Origin of the sequence: Tardiphaga sp. OK246, assembly GCF_900188215.1 — a bacterium.
Taxonomy (GTDB): Bacteria; Pseudomonadota; Alphaproteobacteria; order Rhizobiales; family Xanthobacteraceae; genus Tardiphaga; species Tardiphaga robiniae.
In genome coordinates this window covers 434,610-452,726 of record NZ_FZOX01000001.1, presented here as the reverse complement: position 1 = coordinate 452,726, position 18,117 = coordinate 434,610, and the positions used below count along the sequence as shown (strand labels likewise).

Here is an 18,117-nt window from a genome sequence, read left to right as displayed (position 1 = left end):
CCTTAACGAGTTCGTCAGGCGCGCGGCACGGACACAGGCCGCGCGTCACGCGTTTGAGCTGCGAGACGGATACCGGCGTTAGCCGCACCAAATCCCTGATAGTTGCGGCGCTCGACAATCTCGAAGAAGAAGCGCTCATCGAAGCTCGGCGTGTAGATCTGGAAGAATTCGCCGTCGCCTTCGCGATCATACAGGATCTGGTTGTCGCGTAGCGCAGCCATCAGCTCGGCATCGAGCCCATATTTGGCTTCCACGTCATCGTAATAATTGTCGGGAATGCGCAGGAATTTGGCGCCGCGTTTGCGCATATCGGCCACAGCAGCAAAGATATTGTCGCACAAGAACGCGATATGTTGCACGCCGGAACCGAAGAACTCCGAGATGAAGCGGTTCGACAGCGTACGCGTTGCGGATGATCCGTTCAGGATGACGCGCAGCGACTGATTGGCTGATATCAGCGCCTGGCTTTGCACGAGGCCGACCGGGTCCGGAATTTCCATCTGCGGCAGGCGCTGCAGGTCGAGAATGCCGGTGTAAAATAGAAGCCACGACAGCATCTCGTCATAGGGCATCGATTGCGAGATGTGATCCACGACGGAAAGATGATCTGAACCGGCATTGCTCCGCAGCGGCTCGAAATCTACGTCCCAGTTCTTGCCGGCCGCTTCCAGGAAGTAGAGCAGACTGCCGCCGACGCCGTGGATCGCCGGAATTTCCAGTTCGCCCGGTCCGACCGGCTGATAGAATGTCCGCGCCTGCAAGGCTTCCGCGCGCGCCATGGCCTGCTTGGTATTGCCGACGTCCAGTGCGATGGCGCACACGCCGGGGCCATGCGTTACGTAATGCGAATGCGCGAAACCGTCCGGCTCTGAATTGATCACGAGTTCGATGGCGCCTTGCGACCAGCGTTCGACGTCCTTGCTGCGATGGGCGCCAGTCTTGTGAAAGCCAAGTTGGCTGAGCAGCGTCGCAAGGTCTGTCGCCTTGGTCTCATTGACGGCGAATTCGATGAAGCCGACGCCGCGGGTGGATGTCTTTGGTTGCAGGGCGTCGGCCGGTGTCTTTGCCAGTTGATCCTGCAACAGGATCAGTGAGCGCAATCCGTCAGTGGCTGTGCGAACGGCGGAGCCTGCGCGGAACTGGTCGTTGAAAATCTCGAGGGACCACGCGCCGCTATAGCCGGTGGCTTGCACCGCTTCCATGAACTCAGCCACGGGCAGGTCGCCCTGACCGGGGAAGCAGCGGAAGTGCCGGCTCCAGGACAAGACATCGAGGCCCAGCTTCGGCGCGTCGGCGAGTTGCACCAGAAAGATTTTATCGGCCGGGATGGATGCAATGGCGCTGACGGGAAATGCCGGAGCCAGTGCATGGAAGCTGTCGAGGATCACGCCGATGGATGGGTGATTGGCGCGGCGCACGATCTCCCAGGCATCGCGATAGTCGTTGACATGAGCGCCCCATGCGAGCGCTTCGAAGCCGACACGCATGCCATGCTGCGCGGCGAGGTCCCCAAGCTCGCGAAAATCCGCTGCGGCTCGGTCGATACCGCCAAGCGAGGCCGGCGAGATATTGCTGCAGATCAGCACCAAGTCCGTCTGCAACTCTTTCATCAGGTCGAACTTGCGCGCCGCGCGCGCGAAGTTTCGGCTACGCTGCGGCTCCGGCATGCCTTCGAAGTCGCGGAAGGGCTGGAAAGCGCAGATGGTCAGGCCGAGGTCCCGGCACATCTGGCCGACATCTCGCGGGCTTCCGTTGAAAGAGAGAAGGTCCGCTTCAAAGATCTCGACCTCGTCGAAGCCGGCAGCAGCGATGGCGCGGAGTTTTTCGTCCAGTGCGCCTGACAGCGAGACGGTGGCGATTGAGAGCTTGGTCATGCAGCCTGCTCCACGATCTGGCCGGGCGAGACGCGCATGCCGGTGCGCGCTGCTTGCTGTACGGCTTCAACAACAGCGAGCGTACCCATGGCATCCTCGACGGTAATAAAGGGCGCTTCGCGACGGGCGATGACGGCGAGGAAATGCCGGAGCTGTTCGGCCAGTGGATCGTCATTCGCCGCGACAAGATCGGTGCGGGCGAGCGGCGTGAACCAGCCGCTGGCATCGGGATAGGACCACAGCTCCATGGTCGGCACGGAGAGCGAGCCCTTGGTGCCGGCAAACAGATAGCAGGGCTGGTTTTCGCGGGCGTAGGCGGTGTTTTCGCCGGACGACAATTCCCAGCTCCATGGCGCCGGTGTGGCATCGGACACCGTCACCGTGCCGAGCGCGCCATTGGCGAATCTCAGCAGCAGCGCCGCAGTATCTTCGACCGCGAAGCCGCGCGCTTTGTTCGAGGTCAGTGCCTGCACGTGGACGATCTCGCCGCAGATGAAGCGTAGATTGTCGAGGTCATGCACCAGGTTGATCAGGACCGGACCGCCACCCGGCTCGCGTCGCCAGGCGACGTCGAAATAATCGTCGGGCTTCTTCAGCAGCCACAGCCCGACCACGGCGGTGAGTTGACCGATCTGCCCGGCAACAATCGCGTCAGGTATCGCCTTGATGCGTGGATTGTGACGGCGATGATGGCCGACCAGCACCGGCACGCCGGAACGCCTAGTAGCCCGAAGCAACTCCTGCGCGGCCATCACGGTGTCGGTGACCGGCTTTTCCACCAGCGCCGGGATGCCGTGTTCGATGCAGTCCAGCGCCATCGCCAGATGCAGCGCGTTCGGGGAAGCGATAATCAGGCCGTCGGGCTGCGCTTCTTCAAGCAGTTCGCGATGGTCGGCATACCAGTCGATGCCGCGCGCCGACGCGAATGCTTTCGCTTCGGGCGAGGGGGCGGCGATCCCCGCGACGACGCAATCCCTTGAGGCCTCGATCAGCTCGACATGCCTGCGGCCGATCGCGCCTGCGCCCGCCACGCCGATCTGCATCGTGTTCATGCCGCGGTCTCCGTCATGGCGCCGCCGAGGAACAACTGTCCGATGCGCGGATCGTTGAGCACACGGTCGGCCTTGTCCATCAAGCGGGTCTGGCCGAGTTCGAGCACGATGCCGAAATCGGAAATCTCCAGGGCCGAGCGTGCATTCTGCTCGATCATCAGGATCGAGACGCCGCGGTCACGCAACTCCTTCAGGATGTTGAAGGTCTGCAACACCATCAGCGGCGAGAGCCCAATGGAAGGTTCATCGATCAGCACCAGCTGCGGATTGAGCAGCAGGCCGCGAGCGATTTCGAGCTGTTTCTGCTCGCCGCCGGATAGCGTCGAGGCCTGTTGCTTCGCCTTGGTACGCAGTACGGGGAATTTGTCGAGAGCGGCCTCGATACGGGCCGGCAGATCGGTGATGTCGCGGCCGGCGGCGACGGCACCAAGCTCGATATTGTGACGGACCGTGAGTTCCGGAAAGATATTGCGGCCCTGCGGGACATAGCAGATGCCTGCCGTCAGCAGTGCGCGCTGGCTGAGACCGGTGACGTCCTTGCCCTTGAATACGACTTTGCCTTCGCGCAGCTTCAGCAGACCGAAGATCGCCTTGAACACCGTGGACTTGCCGGCGCCGTTTGGCCCGATGACGGTGGTGATCGACCCAGCCGGCACCGAGAAGGTGGTGCCATTCAAGATCGTCATCTTGCCGTAGCCGCCGACAAGGTTCTGAACGTCCAGGATTGCATCGCTCATGGCACTATCCTCAATGTCCCAGATAGGCTTCGATCACGGCAGGATTGGCGCGGATTTCGTCCGGTCGCCCCACCGCAAGAACCTTGCCTTCGGCCATCACCATCACGCGTGTGCAGAGCGACATCACGAATTCCATGTTGTGCTCGATGACAACGAAAGTGGCGCGCTTCTCCCGGTTGATCGCCGCGAGGCGATCCTTGAGATCCGCGAGCATGGTCAGGTTGACGCCGCCGGCAGGCTCGTCGAGCAGCACGAGGCGCGGTCCGCCCATGAAGGCCATCGCGGCATCGAGCAGTTTCTGCTGGCCATAAGAGAGGCCGCCCGCGGGCTCATCGGCGAGATGGTCGAGCTTGAAGAAGCCGATCATCTGGTTGGCCGCCTCTGTCAGTCCGGCATCGGATGGGCCGAGCAGGCGCGACAGCATGTTACCCTGGTGTTCCTGACCGGCAAGGATCAGGTTTTCGCGCACCGACAGCTTCGGGAATACCTGCAGCAATTGAAACGTGCGGCTGACACCGAGGCCGTTCAGCTCTGACGGCCGCATGCCGGTGACCACCTTGCCGTCGACCTTCACTTCGCCGGCGCTTGGCGTGAGCTGGCCGAGGATGCAGTTGAACAAAGTGGACTTGCCGCAGCCGTTCGGGCCGATCAGGCCGAGGATTTCCCCTTCCTGCACATCGAACGAGACGCCGTTGACGGCGGTGATGCCGCCAAAGCTCTTACGGATATTGCTGACTTCGAGAACCGCGGTCATGGCGCCGTTTCCAGTTTCGCTTTGGCGACCGCACGCAATGCGGAGGCTGCCTTGGTGCGGCGTTCGGAGATGTAACGATCGAGAATGCCGAGAATGCCGGTGGGTGAGTAGATTAGCAGCAGGATCACCGCGATGGCATAGAGCATCAGATAGTAGCCCTGCGTGAAGCGCAGCCATTCAGGCAGCAACACGGCAATCATCGCGCCGAGGAACGGCCCAAAGAAGAAACCGGAGCCGCCGACGATCACCATCATCAAGAGATCGAGCGACAGCGACAGGTGGAACGGCACGGGATCGACATATTGGGTCAGCGGCGCATAGAGCGTGCCCGCGACACCGCCGAGTGCGGAACCAATTGCAAAGGCCATCAGCGTATAGCGCCGTGTGTCGATGCCGAGCGAGAGCGCACGAACGGGATTTTCGCGCAGCGCAATGAAAGCGCGGCCCCAGGGCGAGCGGATCAGCCACCAGACGGCGAGCGAGACGATGCCGAGCGAACCGAGACAGACATAATAGAACGGCAGTGGTCGCCGCGTCGGATAGCCGAAGATCTCGGGGCGCGGGATGTTGCTGATGCCGTAGATGCCTTTGGTCAGCCAATCCTCGTTCCGAAACACGAGAAAAGCGAGCGTCGAAAAGGCGAGGGTGACAAAAGCCAGATAGTGATGCTGTACGCGGAGCGCGGGGTAACCGAGAATCCAGCCGATGGCGAAGCACAGCACGATGGCAACGCCGAGCGCTCCGATGAGCGGCAGACCATTCGATGTCATGATCGCAGCCGTATAAGCGCCGATGCCGACAAAGGCGCCCTGCGCCAGCGAGACCTGTCCTGCATAGCCCAGCGTCAGGTTAAGCCCCATGGCGGCGATGGTCATCACCGCCCACTGGCTCAGGATGAACAGACCGTAGCGGTTGAAGTTCATCGGGACGATGATCAGCGCGGCAATGACAACGATGCCGAAGCCGATCTTGAGGGTCTTCGCCGCGGTCATACGGTGCGCTCCTCGGGCCGGCCGAGCATGCCCTGTGGCCGAAACAGAATGATCGCGATCAGCAGAACCAATGGCACGGCGGCGCGATACTGGGTGGAGACATAGGCGGCTGACAGATTGTCGACGACGCCGATCAGCAGGCCGCCGGCGATGGCGCCGCGGACCTGGTTGAAGCCGCCGACAATGGCGGCGATGAACGCTGCCTGGCCGAGCACTTCGCCGTTGGAAAATTTGGCGAGATAGATCGGCGTGATGAGGAGCGAGGCCAGCGCGACCAGAAACGCGTTGATCAGGAAGGTCAGCAGGATCATGCGTTCAACGGGCACGCCAATGATGCGCGCAACGGTCGGGTTCTGCGCGGCGGCCTGCATCTGGTGACCGATGGAGGTGCGGTTCAGCAGCGTTGTCAGGCCGAGCACGGCGAGAATCGCCAGCACCAGCACGCCAATGCTCTGCAGGGCAACGACGCGGCCGAAAATCGTGATGTCACCGCCCGGGATGATCGATGGAAAGGGAGAGGCTTCGGCACTCCAGAATTGCTTGGCGGCTTCCTTGATGCCGATGGCCAGGGCCATGGTCGCAATCGCCAGCGGCAGCACGCCATGGCGCAGCATTGGATCGACCAGCAACATCTTGAAGCCGAGGCCCAGCAGCAGCAGCGACAGCGCGATGCCAATCAGGATCGCCAGCCAGAACGGTGCACCGGCATGCATCACCGCCAGCATCAGGAAGGCCGGTAGCATGACGAATTCGCCCTGCGCGAAATTGATGGTCTGCGAGGTCTGCCACAGCAGCGTGAAGCCGACGGCGACGATCGCGTAGATCGCCCCGGTGGCAAGACCTGCGATGAGGAGATCGAGAAGGTTGGACATGTGGTTCTCCAAATGGCCGGCAGCTAAAGCACCGGCCGCGCGCTCCCTCGCCCCGCTTGCGGGGAGAAGGCTGGGGTGAGGGGGTCTTGCAAGTAAAACACTCGCTCCCCCTCACCCGAAGCCTCACTTTCCGCTCGGCTCCGACCTCTCCCCGCAAGCGGGGAGAGGTTAAGTACGCGAGGCCTCAGTTGCCGAGCTTTGGCAGCACCTGCTTGACGACCTGCTTGCCCTCGACGATCTCGACCAGGAAACCCTGTCGATCGATATCGCCATTGGCGTCGAAGGTCGCGTCCATCAGGATGCCCGGCTCCTTGGCGGCGGTGATGGTGAAGCCGTGCAGGGCATCGGCGAAGCCCTTGGAATCGACCTTGCCCATCTTCTCGGTGGTGGCCTTGATCATGTAGATCGCGAGCCAGCCCTTGAGGCCGTTATGGTCTGGGACGTAGTTGTACTTCTTCACGAACTTGTCGCGGAACGCCTTGATCAGTTCGACCGGCGCGTCGGTGGTGAGGCCGACATGGCCGCGCGCGCCATTGGCCGCGTCGCCGGCGAGTTCGACGACCTTCTGTCCGACCAGCGTGGTTTCGCCGACCAGCGGCACAGTGATGCCCTGGCGTTTCAACTCCTTGAGTATGCGCGCGCTCTCTTCTTCGTTGACATAGACGAACACCGCGTCCGGCGCCGCCGACTTGATCTTGCTGACATCGGCCGCGAAATCGGCCTGGCCGGCTTCGGTGGAGAGATCGGCCGCGACCTTGATATTGTACTTGGCGAATTCCTTGCTGATGGAATCGCGCCCGCCTTTGCCGAAGTCATTGTTAACCCAAACGATGGCGACCGACTTCGCCTTCAATTCGTCGTTGATGTATTTGGCGACCTTGGGCATGGACGACTGCTGGCCAAACGACGTCCGGAACAGAAACTTGTTGCCGGTTGTCGTGAGTTCAGCGGCTTCGCCGCCCATGATTTGTGCGATGCCGGCTTCGGCGGCGAGCGGCGCGGTGACCTTCACCGAACCGGAATAGCCGGGCCCGAGCAGCACATAAGGCTCGGCGTCCAGTGCCTTCTGAACCTGGGCGCGGGCGACACCGGGGTTGGACTGCGAGTCTGCATGGGTCACTTCCAGCTTGCGGCCGAGTACACCGCCCTTGGAATTGATTTCTTCGATCGCGAGATCGATGCCGTTCTTCCAGTTGGTGCCGACGGTGGCGCCACCGCCGGACAATTCGGCGACATTGGCGAGTTTAATAGGGGCTCCGGACTGCGCGATGGCAGCACCGGTCAATACAGTCGCGAGCAGGGCGCTCGCCAAAAACACTGGCTTCATGGAATCCTCCTGTTGCTATTGTTGTGTTTGTGGGTGCGGCCTTATGAGCGGCCGCTTCATTCAGGCTGCGTTTGGTGTCGGGTACCTTTTGACCATGACGGCGTCGAAAGCAATTCCCATTTCAGTCGGTGAAGGCGCAAATCCTGTAAACAACTCAAAGGCATCGGCGGCCTGGTAGATCGCCAGATCGCGGCCGGTCATGACCGGCGCGCCTTTGGCCTTGGCCGCGTTGAGCAGCGGCGTCCACAGCGGGGAATACACGGCATCCGCAACCCACGCTTCCGCATGCAGCAGCGCATCGGGCACTGGCGTGCCGCGGTTGGGCAACATGCCGATGGGTGTGCCGTTGACGATGCCGACCGCGCCGCGAACCGCGTCATCGACGCTGTCCGCCACGCGGATGCTTTGCCGGTTGTGGAGCAGGGAAACGAGATGCTGGGCCTTGGCCGTGTCCGTATCGAAAATCCGGATCTCCGAAACGCCGAGATCAGCCAGCGCAAAGGCGATGGCCTTGCCGACGCCGCCGGTGCCGATGACCGCGACCGGGCCGTGGTTGGAATTGGCGACCAGTTGCCTGGCGGCCCGTGCAAAGCCCGTGGTGTCGGTGTTGTGGCCAGTCAGCCTGCCGTCGCGGACCACGACCGTGTTGACGGCGCCGATGGCCTTGGCCCCGGGTGAGAGCTCGTCGAGCAGATCGACCACGGCTTCCTTATAGGGGAAGGTCACGTTTATGCCGGCAAAACCGAGGCGACGGACGCCGTCCAGAACGGCGCGCAAATCGCCGCGGTCGGCACCGGCGATTTCGATCAGCTGATAGTGACAGCGGGCGCCCATGGCCTCGGCGGCCCGCTCGTGCATCGCCGGTGACGCTGAATGCGCGATCGGCGCGCCGAGCAGGCCGGTGAGGAAACGTTGGCCCGTCGCCGGGGTATGGGGCGTCGAAGAGGTCATGAACGGATGGCCAATACTGTCAGTCATCATCAGAACGGGACAGAAGATAGCGCGGCGGCGATCTAACACAATTACCCTGTTATATAACAAACATAACATAATGTTATTTTTTACGGACGCGCGAGCCCGGCTTTGCAGCGGCAGTTTTGTGAGAGCCGACTGCGCGCATCTCGGTGCGCAGGCAGTCGATGAAATGCTCGATATGCAGTGACAGCGGCGCGCCGCGTTTCACGGCGACATAGGTATCGAACCGGGTGGGTTCGACGATGCGGATCACCTCGACGCCGGGATAGCCGCCATGGGCCACCGTGAACTGGTCGATGACCGCGATGCCCAACCCTGCCTTCACCAGGGCGCAGACCGTGGTGCCAAATCTCGCCCGGATGGTGATGTCGTATTTGAGTTTATTGCGGGCGAAGATCTCAGCCATGATCCGACCGTAGGGATCATTTGGATCGATGCCGATGAGGGGATACTGGATGATCTCCTTGGCCGACACCTGCTTGCGACCTGCGAGTTCGTGTCCCTCTGGTACGATGCAGAACAATTCGCCGGATGCCAGCGGCATGAAGTCGAGCCCGGGATGTTCGAGCCGATAGCTCATGGCGACGCAGTCGCCGCGACCGAGCAGCAGATAGTCGATCGCCTCCTCAAGCTTGAGAATGTTGATGTCGATCCGCAGGCCGGGATAACGCCGCCGCACCTGCTCGATGGCGCGAGGCACCATCACCTGCGAGATACTGGGAACCGATCCGATGCGCAGTTCCGACAGCGTTCCATGGCCGATTTTGGAGATGATCTCGGTGAGATCGTCGACTTTCTTGTAAACACCGTTGATCTGCTCGAAAATATTCTGCGCTTCAGGGGTCGGGAAGTAGCGTCCGTTCTGGCGCTGGAAGAAGCGGATGCCGAGCGACTTCTCGGTGTATTTGACCAGGCGGCTGATGCCGGGCGCGGACACATTCAGGAGCTTGGCAGCGCCGCCAATGGTGCCCGTCACCATGACGGCGCGGATCACTTCAACCTGGCGTAACGTCATCATGCGCAAAAACTCTCGTTATGCTGAATGGCGCGGATGGTGCGCCAGAATGCGCGCTCGTCTGCCCTGGATGGACATGGTACCGACCGCGTCCTGCGAACCGGGTAACATCTTCCCCAGAGATTATCAGAACACATCTGAATTGATTCAATTTTTACCGACAGTTCGCAATCGAATTAACGCAAGTTGTAGGAGTGGATTGTAGAAGGGGCGCATTGGTCTATTTTCAGGTCAGCCCACATTCGTCGTTTCCGCCGTTGAGGTCCTATGCGCGTCGCTGTCGTCCACGATTGGCTCTACACGCTGGGCGGTGCCGAGCAGGTGCTGCGCGAGATATTGCAGTGCTATCCGGAAGCGGACGTGTTCACGCTGTTCGATGTGCTGACGCCGGAAGATCGCGCCAAGATTGGCTTCAAGAAGGCGCGTACCAGCTTCCTGCAGAAGATGCCGTTCATCCGCAAACGTCATCGGTCATATTTGCCACTTATGCCGATCGCGATCGAGCAGTTCGATCTGTCGGGCTACGACCTGGTTATTTCCAGCAGTTATGCAGTGGCCAAGGGCGTGATCACCGGCCCGAACCAGCTTCACGTGTCCTATGTACATTCGCCGATGCGTTATGCGTGGGATCTGCAGCACGCTTATCTGAATGAAAGCGGTTACACCGCTGGCATCAAGAGCGCGTTGGCGCGAGCACTGCTGCACCGCATCCGGATCTGGGACGTGCGCACGGCCCATGGGCCGGACGCCATGCTGGCGAATTCCAATTTCGTCGCCAAGCGGATCAAGAAGGTCTATGGCCGGGACGCCAAGGTCATCTACCCGCCGGTGACCATGTCGAAGCTGCCGCCCGATCTGCCGGTCGGGGACCACTTCCTCGCGGCAAGTCGTCTGGTGCCCTACAAGAAGATCGAAGCCGTGATCCAGGCCTTTGCCGAACTGCCGGATCAGAAGCTGATCGTCGCAGGCGACGGGCCGGATGCGGAGCGGCTGAAGGCGATCGCCGGCCCGAACGTGACGTTTGTCGGCTTTGTCAGTGATGAGAAGCTGCGCGAATTGATGGCGACCGCGCGTGCCTTCGTCTTTGCCGCCGAGGAGGACTTCGGGATTATCGTTGTCGAAGCGGAATCCGAGGGTGCGCCGGTTCTGGCGTTCGGCCGGGGCGGCGCGCGCGAGACGGTTTCGGCCTCTCCTGAATTGCGCACCGGCATGTTTTTCGATTCCAACGAGCCGAAAGCGATTGCGGAATGCGTTCGTGCCTTCGTGGCGAATGAAAGCTCATTTTCGCGTGCCGACTGCCGGATGCAAGCGGAGAAATTCTCGGCCGAGCGTTTCCGCAACGAACTGATGTCATTCGTGAACGATCACATGCGGACATTCAGCGGTGAGCGGCGGCGCAATCGCGATGGCAGTTCGCCGGATGCGGCGGGCTTCAAGCGGCGTTGGAGCGATGCCAAGGATTCCGCCCGAAGCGAATAGGCGTCTGCCGTTACGATGACGCCCGCGACGCGGGGCCTTTGTAATCCGGAAACCGCGACAGCATGGCGGTCTTCAGGAACTTGAAGTGCGAGATGCTGACTGCAAGGTCGCGCAACCGGCGCTGGCCGTTTGAAATTTCGGTCTCGAACAGGTCCAGGTGATCGCTGTCGAGCTTCTCCCGGGTCAGATACTCATCGTCCCCATTGCCGAAGGTTACAGCCGCGCGCGCCAGCACATCGTCGACGCGGCGGGTGAGGCCGGCCTGCTCGGCTTCGGCATTGCTGAGTGCGCTATCGAGGGCCGAAAGGACGTAATCCAGCCGCTCGCGATCAGTTTCGGCATCGCGTTCAGCCGAACGCGCTCTGAACTCACGCTCGCCGACAAGGCTGCGAAGATAGTTCTGGGCACGAGCCCGCAGGAACATCTGGAACATGCCGTATCCGGTCCAAGCGCGCGCGGCGGTATGCCGCGCAATGGCGCAGCTTGGCCGATTATGGTGATCAATCGGTTAAGAAATCGGATACCTGATCAGGCAGGCTTGCAGAACATCGCGATCGCCAACTCGATCCGCGTGTTGAGCATGCGCCGGTTGAGGCGATAGCTGTTATCCGCCATCAGCCTGAAGTGATCATTGGCGAACACGATTCCGAGCAGCATTTCGGAGACCTGCTTGATGGGCTGATCGCGCAGCTCGGACCGGAGCGTCACGCGCTTAAGGGCCTCTACCACGTCCTTGGCGCCCAGTTCGAAGATGACCTCGGCGAAGATGCCGGCGATATCCGGGGAGAGCAGGCGCTCGCTGATGATCAGCCGATGCAGTGCTATTTCGTCGGGTGCCAGCGCGACATCGACGATGTGCTTCAGGGATAACCTTAACCGGTCGATCGGCGTGCCCTTGGTTTCTACGTGACTGAAACGAACCTGCGGCAGGCTGCGCAGCAGCATCGCGCGGAACAGCTCGCTCTTGCTGGCGAACATCTTGTAGAGCGTTTTCTTCGACATGCCGGCGGCGCCAGCGATGTCATCCATGGTGGTCGCCGCGAAGCCCTTCAACGTGAAGGTGGCTTTGGCCACCGTGAGCAGATGCTCGGTGCGTTCGTCGGATGGTGAAGCCGAAGTGCTCGATGCGGCAGGACCCGCCGGCGGCAGACGCGTTGCCTGCGACAAAGTGCCATCGCGATTCTTCCTCGCACTTGCTGGTGCAACCATTGCGCATCGATCCTGTTAACCGAGGCCGTCTCACAAACGCTTGAGCAGCGACTTCCCCCGCAGTATAGCGCTTGACTTCCCGAAAGGAAACTACCAAGTTTCCTGTACGGAAACCGAAGAGTTTCCACATATTTCCAACGGCGACGTCGTCCGCGATTTGCGTGGATGCCGGACGCCGTTTTGCATTGGTGAACTGATGATGAGTTTTGGATTTGTGCGCCCTTTCGCCCTGGTTGGCCTGCTGGCGCTCGCGGGATGTGGCGAAGCGAAGAAGGAAGCTGCGACTCCGCCGGCGCCTGAAGTTGGCGTCCTGGTTCTGAAGACGCGGGAGGCGCCGGTCTCCACCGTGCTTCCCGGCCGGGTCAATGCCTATCAGGTCTCGGAAGTGCGGCCGCAGGTTACGGGAATCCTGCAGAAGCGAAACTTTGTCGAAGGTTCGGAAGTGAAAGCAGGCGATCTTCTCTATGAGATCGACCCGGTTCAATATCAGGCTGCGCTCGAAAGCGCGGAGGCTGCGGTTCTGAAGGCGCAAGCCAATCTCGTGAGCGTGCGGCTCAAGGCCGAGCGCAAGACGCAGTTGCTCAAGACCAATGCCGCCAGTCAGCAGGATGTCGACGATGCCGTCGCCACCTTCAAGCAGGGCGAAGCCGATCTGAAGGCTGCCGAGGCCAATCGTGATACCGCAGCGATCGCGCTCGACCGCACGAAGGTGACCGCCTCGATCTCAGGTCGCATCGGAAAGTCGTCGATCACGCCGGGGGCCTTGGTCACCGCGAGCCAGGCCAGTGCGTTGACTACGATCCAGCAACTCGATCCGATCTATGTGGATCTCGATCAATCGACCTCGGAAATGGAGCGGCTGCGCTCGCAGCTTCAGAGCGGCCGGTTGAAGCAGCCGGATGGCCAAGTCCAGATCGAGCTGTTGCTGGAGAACAGCAAGACTTACGACCAGAAGGGCAAATACAGCTTCACCGATTCCAGCGTGAATGAGGCGACCGGTTCGGTCAGCACCCGAGCCATCTTCGCAAATCCAAACCGGGCGCTATTGCCTGGCATGTATGTGCGTGCGCGCGTTGTGGCCGGTGTCGATCCCACTGCGATCATGATCCCGCAGCGTGCGGTGTCGCGTAATCCGCTCGGGCAAGCGACCGCCATGTTCGTCGACAAGGACGGCAAGGTCGAGCAGCGCATTATCGAAGTCGCTCAGGCGGTCGGCAACAACTGGCTGGTCGAGCGCGGCGCTGCCTCGGGCGATCGCGTGATCATCGACGGATTGCAGAAGGTCAAGCCGGGCGCCAATGCGCGGACCGTCGAGGTGACCGTCGATCCCGCCACCGGCCTGACTCTGAATCCGGGCAAGCAGGCTGACGCGGGCCCCGACGCTGCGCCCGTAGCCCGTAAGGAATAACGGTATGTCGCATTTCTTTATCAAACGCCCGATCTTCGCCTGGGTCCTTGCGATCCTGATCATGTTCGGTGGCCTGCTGGCCATTCTCGGGCTGCCGATCGCCCAGTATCCGCAAATCGCACCCACGGTGATCACGATCTCCGCGACCTATCCGGGCGCCAATGCCCAGACGGCAGAGAATTCGGTGACCAAGGTCATCGAGCAGAACATGACCGGCGTCGACTATCTGCAATATATGTCGTCCTACTCGACCTCGACCGGCACCGTGCAGATCTCGATCACCTTCAGCAACGACGCCAATCCCGACATCGCGCAGGTGCAGGTGCAGAACAAGCTGCAGCTTGCGATGCCGCTTCTGCCGCAGGTCGTGCAGCAGCAGGGCCTGCGCGTGGTGAAGTCGTCGTCGAGCTTCCTGATGGTTCTCGGCTTCGTCTCCGAGGACGGCAGCATGACCGCCAGCGACATCGCGGATTATGTGGCGAGTTCGATCAATGAACCGATCAGCCGCGTCTCGGGCGTCGGTCAGGTACAGTTGTTCGGCGCTGAATATGCGATGCGGATCTGGCTCGATGCTGACAAGCTCGCCAAATACAATCTGATGCCGGGTGATGTCACCGCGGCGATCCAGGCACAGAATACCCAGGTGACGGCCGGTCAGCTTGGGGGGCTCCCCGCGGTGGATGGTCAGCAGCTCAACGCAACGATCACGTCGCAGAGCCGCCTGCAAACCATCGAGCAATTCAACGACGTCATCCTGCGGACCAGCACGTCTGGCCAGACGGTCCGTATCAAGGATGTCGCTCGCGTCGAACTCGGCTCCAAGAGTTATGACGCCGTCGCGCGCTACAATGGCAAGCCGGCGGCGGGTATGGGCATCAGTCTGGCGACTGGCGCCAATGCGGTGGCGACGTCGGAGGGCGTGAAGGCACGCATCAATCAGCTCACGGTGAATATGCCGCCCGGGCTGAAGGTGATCTATCCCTATGACACGACGCCATTCGTGAAATTGTCGATCGAGAAGGTCGTGCACACGCTGTTCGAGGCGATCGTGCTGGTCTTTATCGTGATGTTTGTATTCCTGCAGAGCTGGCGGGCGACCATCATCCCGACGATTGCCGTGCCGGTGGTTCTGCTCGGCACCTTCGGCGTACTGTCGATTGCCGGATATTCCATCAACACGCTGACCATGTTCGCGATGGTGCTCGCCATCGGCCTGCTTGTCGACGACGCCATCGTCGTGGTGGAGAACGTCGAACGCGTGATGGAGGAAGAGAACCTGTCGCCGCGCGAGGCGACCGAGAAGTCGATGCACGAGATCACCGGTGCACTGGTCGGCATCGGTGTCGTGCTGTCAGCGGTGTTCATTCCGATGGCCTTTTTCAGCGGCTCTGTCGGCATCATCTATCGGCAATTCGCACTCACCATCGTGTCGGCCATGGTGCTATCGGTGCTGGTGGCGATGATCCTGACGCCGGCGTTGTGCGCGACGATTCTGAAAAAGCCCGAGAAGAGTCATGGCCAGAAGCGCGGTTTCTTCGGCTGGTTCAATCGCACTTTCGATCGCACTGCGAGTGGCTATGAAAAGACCACGGGCGCTGTGGTACGGCGGCCCGCCGCTGCCTTGATCGCTTTCGTCGCCGTTGTCGCCGGCATGGTGCTGCTATTCGTCCGGTTGCCGAGCTCGTTCCTTCCCGACGAAGACCAAGGCACGCTCATCTCACTGATCCAGCTGCCGGTGGGCGCCACCGCCGGCCGCACGCTCGATGTGATCAAGCAGGTCGAGCATCAATTCATGGAGAATGAGAAGGACACCGTGCAGGGCGTGTTCGCCGTGCGTGGTTTCAGCTTCGCCGGGCAGGGCCAGAATGTCGGTCTCGCATTCATCAGCCTGAAGCCGTTTGCGGAACGTGCGGATCACGCGAAGTCGGCACAGGCCATCGCCGGACGCGCGATGGCAGTCTTCTCGAAGATTCGTGATGCGATGGCCTTCACCGTGTTGCCGCCGTCGCTGCCGGGCTTCGGCAATGCCAGTGGCTTCGATTTCTATCTGCAGGACTCCGGCGGTGCCGGCCACGAGGAGCTGCTAAAGACCCGCAATCAATTGCTCGGACAGCTTGCAGGCGACAAGCGTGTCGCGCAGTCGCGGCCGAACGGACAGGATGATACGCCGCAATTCAATCTCGATATCGATCAGCCGAAAGCCACGGCGCTTGGCATCAACCTGACCGACCTCAACACGACGCTGTCGGCGGCGTGGGGCGGCTCTTATGTCAACGACTTCATCGACCGCGGCCGCGTGAAACAGGTCTACGTGCAGGGCGACGCGCCGTTCCGGATGGGGACGACCGATATCGGAAGATGGTATGTGCGCAACGGGTCGGGCTCGATGGTGCCGTTCACAGCTTTCGCGAGCGAGAGATGGAGCTACGGCTCGCCGCGCCTCGAGCGTTACAATGGCGTGGCGGCCGTGCAGATCCAGGGACAGGCGGCACCCGGCACCAGTTCGGGCACCGCGATGACAGCGGTCGATGAGCAGGTGAAGAAACTGCCGGCCGGCTATACGCATGAATGGACCGGACTGTCGTTTCAGGAGCGGCTGACCGGCAGCCAGACGCTTTATCTCTATGCGATTTCGGTTCTGATCGTGTTCCTCTGCCTCGCGGCCCTCTATGAGAGCTGGTCGATTCCCTTCGCCGTGATGCTGTCCGTGCCGATCGGCATCCTTGGAGCGCTGGCGGCGGCCACGATGTTCGGGCAGGCCAACGATGTCTATTTCCAGGTCGGTCTACTCACGACGATAGGCCTGTCCGCGAAAAACGCGATTCTGATCGTGGAGTTTGCTATCGAGCAACAAGCGGCGGGCAAGTCGCTGGTCGAGGCGACGTTGCACGCTGCACGGCAGCGTCTGCGCCCGATCCTGATGACTTCGTTGGCCTTTGTTCTCGGCGTGCTGCCCCTGGCGATGGCGACCGGCGCAGGTTCGGCCAGCCAGAATGCCATCGGCATCGGCGTCGCGGGCGGTATGGTCACCGCGACGGCGCTCGGCATCTTCTTCGTGCCGGTGCTTTATGTGTTGGTGCAGCGCCTGTTTCCGGGCCGCAAGAAGGACGAGAAGGGCCACGCACAGGAGCACGCAGTGGCATCGCCCGCGGAGTAGCCGCGTCATGCCGGACATTCCGCCCGGCTTATAGCGGTCACCGGGGAATTCCGGCTATCCTCCCGAAAAATGAGAGGGATGGAAAAGATGCCGCTGTCTTCGGGCGACCGCCACGGGATCGACGACCTCAGCGGCAAAGCGAGTGCCGCGCGGTTTGCGGAAACAATTCGGCCGCGGCTGTCGGTGCCTTTGGTCGCAGCGCCGATGTTTCGCGTGTCAGGCCCGGAACTCGTCATTGCCGCGTGCAAGGCTGGCGTGATCGGTTCGTTTCCAACGGCCAATTGCCGAACCGACGATGAACTCGATAGCTGGATAGCACGCATTCTCGGTGCGCTTGGGCCGGACGACGCGCCGTTTTGTCCGAATCTCATCATCCGCCGCGAGAGCTTGCAGGATGATCTGGCGACGGTGATCCGGCATGGCTGCGAGATGGTGATCACCAGCGTCGGACCGCCGGATGCGGTCGTCGGCCCGCTGCATGAGGCAGGCTGTATGGTGTTTGCCGATGTAGCTTCGATCCGGCATGCGAAGAAAGCCATTGCAGCGGGAGTCGATGGGCTCGTCTTGCTGACGGCGGGTGCCGGCGGGCAGACCGGCTGGGTCAACGGTTTTTCGTTCGTACGTGCGGTTCGCTCGTTCTGGGAGGGGCCGGTCGTGCTGGCCGGCGGTGTGTCGGACGGGCAGGCGGTGTTTGCCGCCGAGGTGCTCGGCTGCGATCTCAGCTATATGGGTACCAAGTTCATTGCCACCGAGGAGAGCATGGCAGTGGACGAGTACAAGCGGATGCTCGTCACGTCCGAGCTCGACGATGTCCTGCTGTCACGGGCTTTCACCGGCCTGGAAACCAATACGCTGGTTCCCTCGATTGTCGCCGCGGGCCTTGATCCGAAAGATCTGCCGACCGACATGACCAAAGAACGCGCCGATGCGCTCTATGGCCGGCAGGCGACGTCCGGGGTCAAGCGATGGCGCGACGTCTGGAGCGCAGGCCACTCTGTCTCTGGTGTTGCTGCAATCGAGCCCGTAGCGACGCTGGTCGCCCGCACGCGCGATGAATATGAGACGGCACGCTCAGCGCCGCGCCGTTCACTCGGGAACTAGCTCGTCATATGCACGGCTGGGTTGCGGCGCGATATCGTATTCGCGGTAGCGGCTGCCAGTCTCATTGTTGTCATAACGGCTACCACGCTGCCGATTCACACGCTAAACCACACGCCATCCCCGCGCGCCTGGGGGCCGATCTGCTCGGCGCTCGACCGCATCTCT

15 protein-coding genes are annotated in these 18,117 nt (G+C 61.4%); 4 read left to right on the top strand and 11 right to left on the bottom strand.

The annotated features are described in order from the left end of the window. Positions 1 to 14: 14 nt before the first annotated feature. From CHC01_RS02175 to CHC01_RS02135, 9 genes are all read right to left on the bottom strand, one after another. Positions 15 to 1,874: a bifunctional sugar phosphate isomerase/epimerase/4-hydroxyphenylpyruvate dioxygenase family protein gene (locus tag CHC01_RS02175; RefSeq protein ID WP_089262051.1), complete on the bottom strand. Its 1,860-nt coding sequence runs from the start codon at positions 1,872 to 1,874 to the stop codon at positions 15 to 17. After that, positions 1,871 to 2,926 carry a Gfo/Idh/MocA family protein gene (locus tag CHC01_RS02170; RefSeq protein ID WP_089262049.1) on the bottom strand — a complete coding sequence of 352 codons (1,056 nt, stop codon included), beginning with the start codon at positions 2,924 to 2,926 and terminating at the stop codon, positions 1,871 to 1,873. The genes CHC01_RS02175 and CHC01_RS02170 overlap by 4 nt, the downstream gene beginning before the upstream one ends. Then, positions 2,923 to 3,663, bottom strand: coding sequence for an ABC transporter ATP-binding protein (locus CHC01_RS02165; RefSeq protein ID WP_089262047.1), 741 nt, complete (start codon positions 3,661 to 3,663; stop codon positions 2,923 to 2,925). Before CHC01_RS02165 ends, CHC01_RS02170 begins: the two co-directional genes overlap by 4 nt. Before the next feature lie 10 nt (positions 3,664 to 3,673). After that, entirely contained in the window at positions 3,674 to 4,417 is a 744-nt protein-coding gene (locus CHC01_RS02160) for an ABC transporter ATP-binding protein (protein WP_089262045.1), read from the bottom strand. Further along, the gene (locus tag CHC01_RS02155) at positions 4,414 to 5,409 is read right to left on the bottom strand and encodes a branched-chain amino acid ABC transporter permease (RefSeq protein WP_089262043.1); all 996 of its coding nucleotides are present in this window, start codon (positions 5,407 to 5,409) and stop codon (positions 4,414 to 4,416) included. The genes CHC01_RS02160 and CHC01_RS02155 overlap by 4 nt, the downstream gene beginning before the upstream one ends. Continuing rightward, entirely contained in the window at positions 5,406 to 6,281 is an 876-nt protein-coding gene (locus tag CHC01_RS02150; RefSeq protein ID WP_068733471.1) for a branched-chain amino acid ABC transporter permease, read from the bottom strand. Before CHC01_RS02150 ends, CHC01_RS02155 begins: the two co-directional genes overlap by 4 nt. 184 nt (positions 6,282 to 6,465) lie before the next feature. Then, positions 6,466 to 7,608 (bottom strand): ABC transporter substrate-binding protein, encoded by a 1,143-nt coding sequence (locus CHC01_RS02145; protein ID WP_089262041.1) that lies wholly within the window; start codon positions 7,606 to 7,608, stop codon positions 6,466 to 6,468. A 60-nt stretch (positions 7,609 to 7,668) separates the two neighbouring features. After that, complete coding sequence (locus tag CHC01_RS02140) at positions 7,669 to 8,559, bottom strand: shikimate dehydrogenase (RefSeq protein WP_089263609.1); 891 nt, start codon at positions 8,557 to 8,559, stop codon at positions 7,669 to 7,671. A gap of 103 nt (positions 8,560 to 8,662) precedes the next feature. Next, positions 8,663 to 9,601 carry a LysR family transcriptional regulator gene (locus CHC01_RS02135; protein WP_089262039.1) on the bottom strand — a complete coding sequence of 313 codons (939 nt, stop codon included), beginning with the start codon at positions 9,599 to 9,601 and terminating at the stop codon, positions 8,663 to 8,665. A gap of 264 nt (positions 9,602 to 9,865) precedes the next feature. Between CHC01_RS02135 and CHC01_RS02130 the strand changes: the two genes are divergently transcribed. Beyond that, positions 9,866 to 11,077, top strand: coding sequence for a glycosyltransferase (locus CHC01_RS02130; RefSeq protein ID WP_089262037.1), 1,212 nt, complete (start codon positions 9,866 to 9,868; stop codon positions 11,075 to 11,077). A 10-nt stretch (positions 11,078 to 11,087) separates the two neighbouring features. Here CHC01_RS02130 and CHC01_RS02125 read toward each other — a convergent pair whose 3' ends face one another. Further along, a complete protein-coding gene (locus tag CHC01_RS02125; RefSeq protein WP_089262035.1) occupies positions 11,088 to 11,510 on the bottom strand; it encodes a hypothetical protein in 423 nt (140 codons plus the stop codon). 95 nt (positions 11,511 to 11,605) lie between these two features. Then, positions 11,606 to 12,286 (bottom strand): TetR/AcrR family transcriptional regulator, encoded by a 681-nt coding sequence (locus CHC01_RS02120; protein ID WP_089262033.1) that lies wholly within the window; start codon positions 12,284 to 12,286, stop codon positions 11,606 to 11,608. A gap of 199 nt (positions 12,287 to 12,485) precedes the next feature. Between CHC01_RS02120 and CHC01_RS02115 the strand changes: the two genes are divergently transcribed. The 3 genes from CHC01_RS02115 (at position 12,486) to CHC01_RS02105 (ending at position 17,952) form a co-directional block, all read left to right on the top strand. Further along, positions 12,486 to 13,694, top strand: coding sequence for an efflux RND transporter periplasmic adaptor subunit (locus CHC01_RS02115; RefSeq protein WP_089263608.1), 1,209 nt, complete (start codon positions 12,486 to 12,488; stop codon positions 13,692 to 13,694). Positions 13,695 to 13,698: 4 nt separating this feature from the next. Beyond that, positions 13,699 to 16,851, top strand: coding sequence for an efflux RND transporter permease subunit (locus tag CHC01_RS02110; RefSeq protein ID WP_089262031.1), 3,153 nt, complete (start codon positions 13,699 to 13,701; stop codon positions 16,849 to 16,851). An 87-nt stretch (positions 16,852 to 16,938) separates the two neighbouring features. Next, entirely contained in the window at positions 16,939 to 17,952 is a 1,014-nt protein-coding gene (locus CHC01_RS02105; protein WP_089263607.1) for an NAD(P)H-dependent flavin oxidoreductase, read from the top strand. Positions 17,953 to 18,117: the final 165 nt, after the last annotated feature.

What these genes read in the sequence shown, in the direction of transcription:
- CHC01_RS02155 (WP_089262043.1), bottom strand. Translation starts at nt 5,409, where the DNA reads ATGACCGCGGCGAAGACCCTCAAGATCGGCTTCGGCATCGTTGTCATT.
- CHC01_RS02145 (WP_089262041.1), bottom strand. Translation starts at nt 7,608, where the DNA reads ATGAAGCCAGTGTTTTTGGCGAGCGCCCTGCTCGCGACTGTATTGACC.
- CHC01_RS02110 (WP_089262031.1), top strand. Translation starts at nt 13,699, where the DNA reads ATGTCGCATTTCTTTATCAAACGCCCGATCTTCGCCTGGGTCCTTGCG.
- CHC01_RS02140 (WP_089263609.1), bottom strand. Translation starts at nt 8,559, where the DNA reads ATGACCTCTTCGACGCCCCATACCCCGGCGACGGGCCAACGTTTCCTC.
- CHC01_RS02115 (WP_089263608.1), top strand. Translation starts at nt 12,486, where the DNA reads ATGAGTTTTGGATTTGTGCGCCCTTTCGCCCTGGTTGGCCTGCTGGCG.
- CHC01_RS02170 (WP_089262049.1), bottom strand. Translation starts at nt 2,926, where the DNA reads ATGAACACGATGCAGATCGGCGTGGCGGGCGCAGGCGCGATCGGCCGC.
- CHC01_RS02135 (WP_089262039.1), bottom strand. Translation starts at nt 9,601, where the DNA reads ATGATGACGTTACGCCAGGTTGAAGTGATCCGCGCCGTCATGGTGACG.
- CHC01_RS02150 (WP_068733471.1), bottom strand. Translation starts at nt 6,281, where the DNA reads ATGTCCAACCTTCTCGATCTCCTCATCGCAGGTCTTGCCACCGGGGCG.
- CHC01_RS02130 (WP_089262037.1), top strand. Translation starts at nt 9,866, where the DNA reads ATGCGCGTCGCTGTCGTCCACGATTGGCTCTACACGCTGGGCGGTGCC.
- CHC01_RS02160 (WP_089262045.1), bottom strand. Translation starts at nt 4,417, where the DNA reads ATGACCGCGGTTCTCGAAGTCAGCAATATCCGTAAGAGCTTTGGCGGC.
- CHC01_RS02120 (WP_089262033.1), bottom strand. Translation starts at nt 12,286, where the DNA reads ATGGTTGCACCAGCAAGTGCGAGGAAGAATCGCGATGGCACTTTGTCG.
- CHC01_RS02165 (WP_089262047.1), bottom strand. Translation starts at nt 3,663, where the DNA reads ATGAGCGATGCAATCCTGGACGTTCAGAACCTTGTCGGCGGCTACGGC.
- CHC01_RS02125 (WP_089262035.1), bottom strand. Translation starts at nt 11,510, where the DNA reads ATGTTCCAGATGTTCCTGCGGGCTCGTGCCCAGAACTATCTTCGCAGC.
- CHC01_RS02105 (WP_089263607.1), top strand. Translation starts at nt 16,939, where the DNA reads ATGCCGCTGTCTTCGGGCGACCGCCACGGGATCGACGACCTCAGCGGC.
- CHC01_RS02175 (WP_089262051.1), bottom strand. Translation starts at nt 1,874, where the DNA reads ATGACCAAGCTCTCAATCGCCACCGTCTCGCTGTCAGGCGCACTGGAC.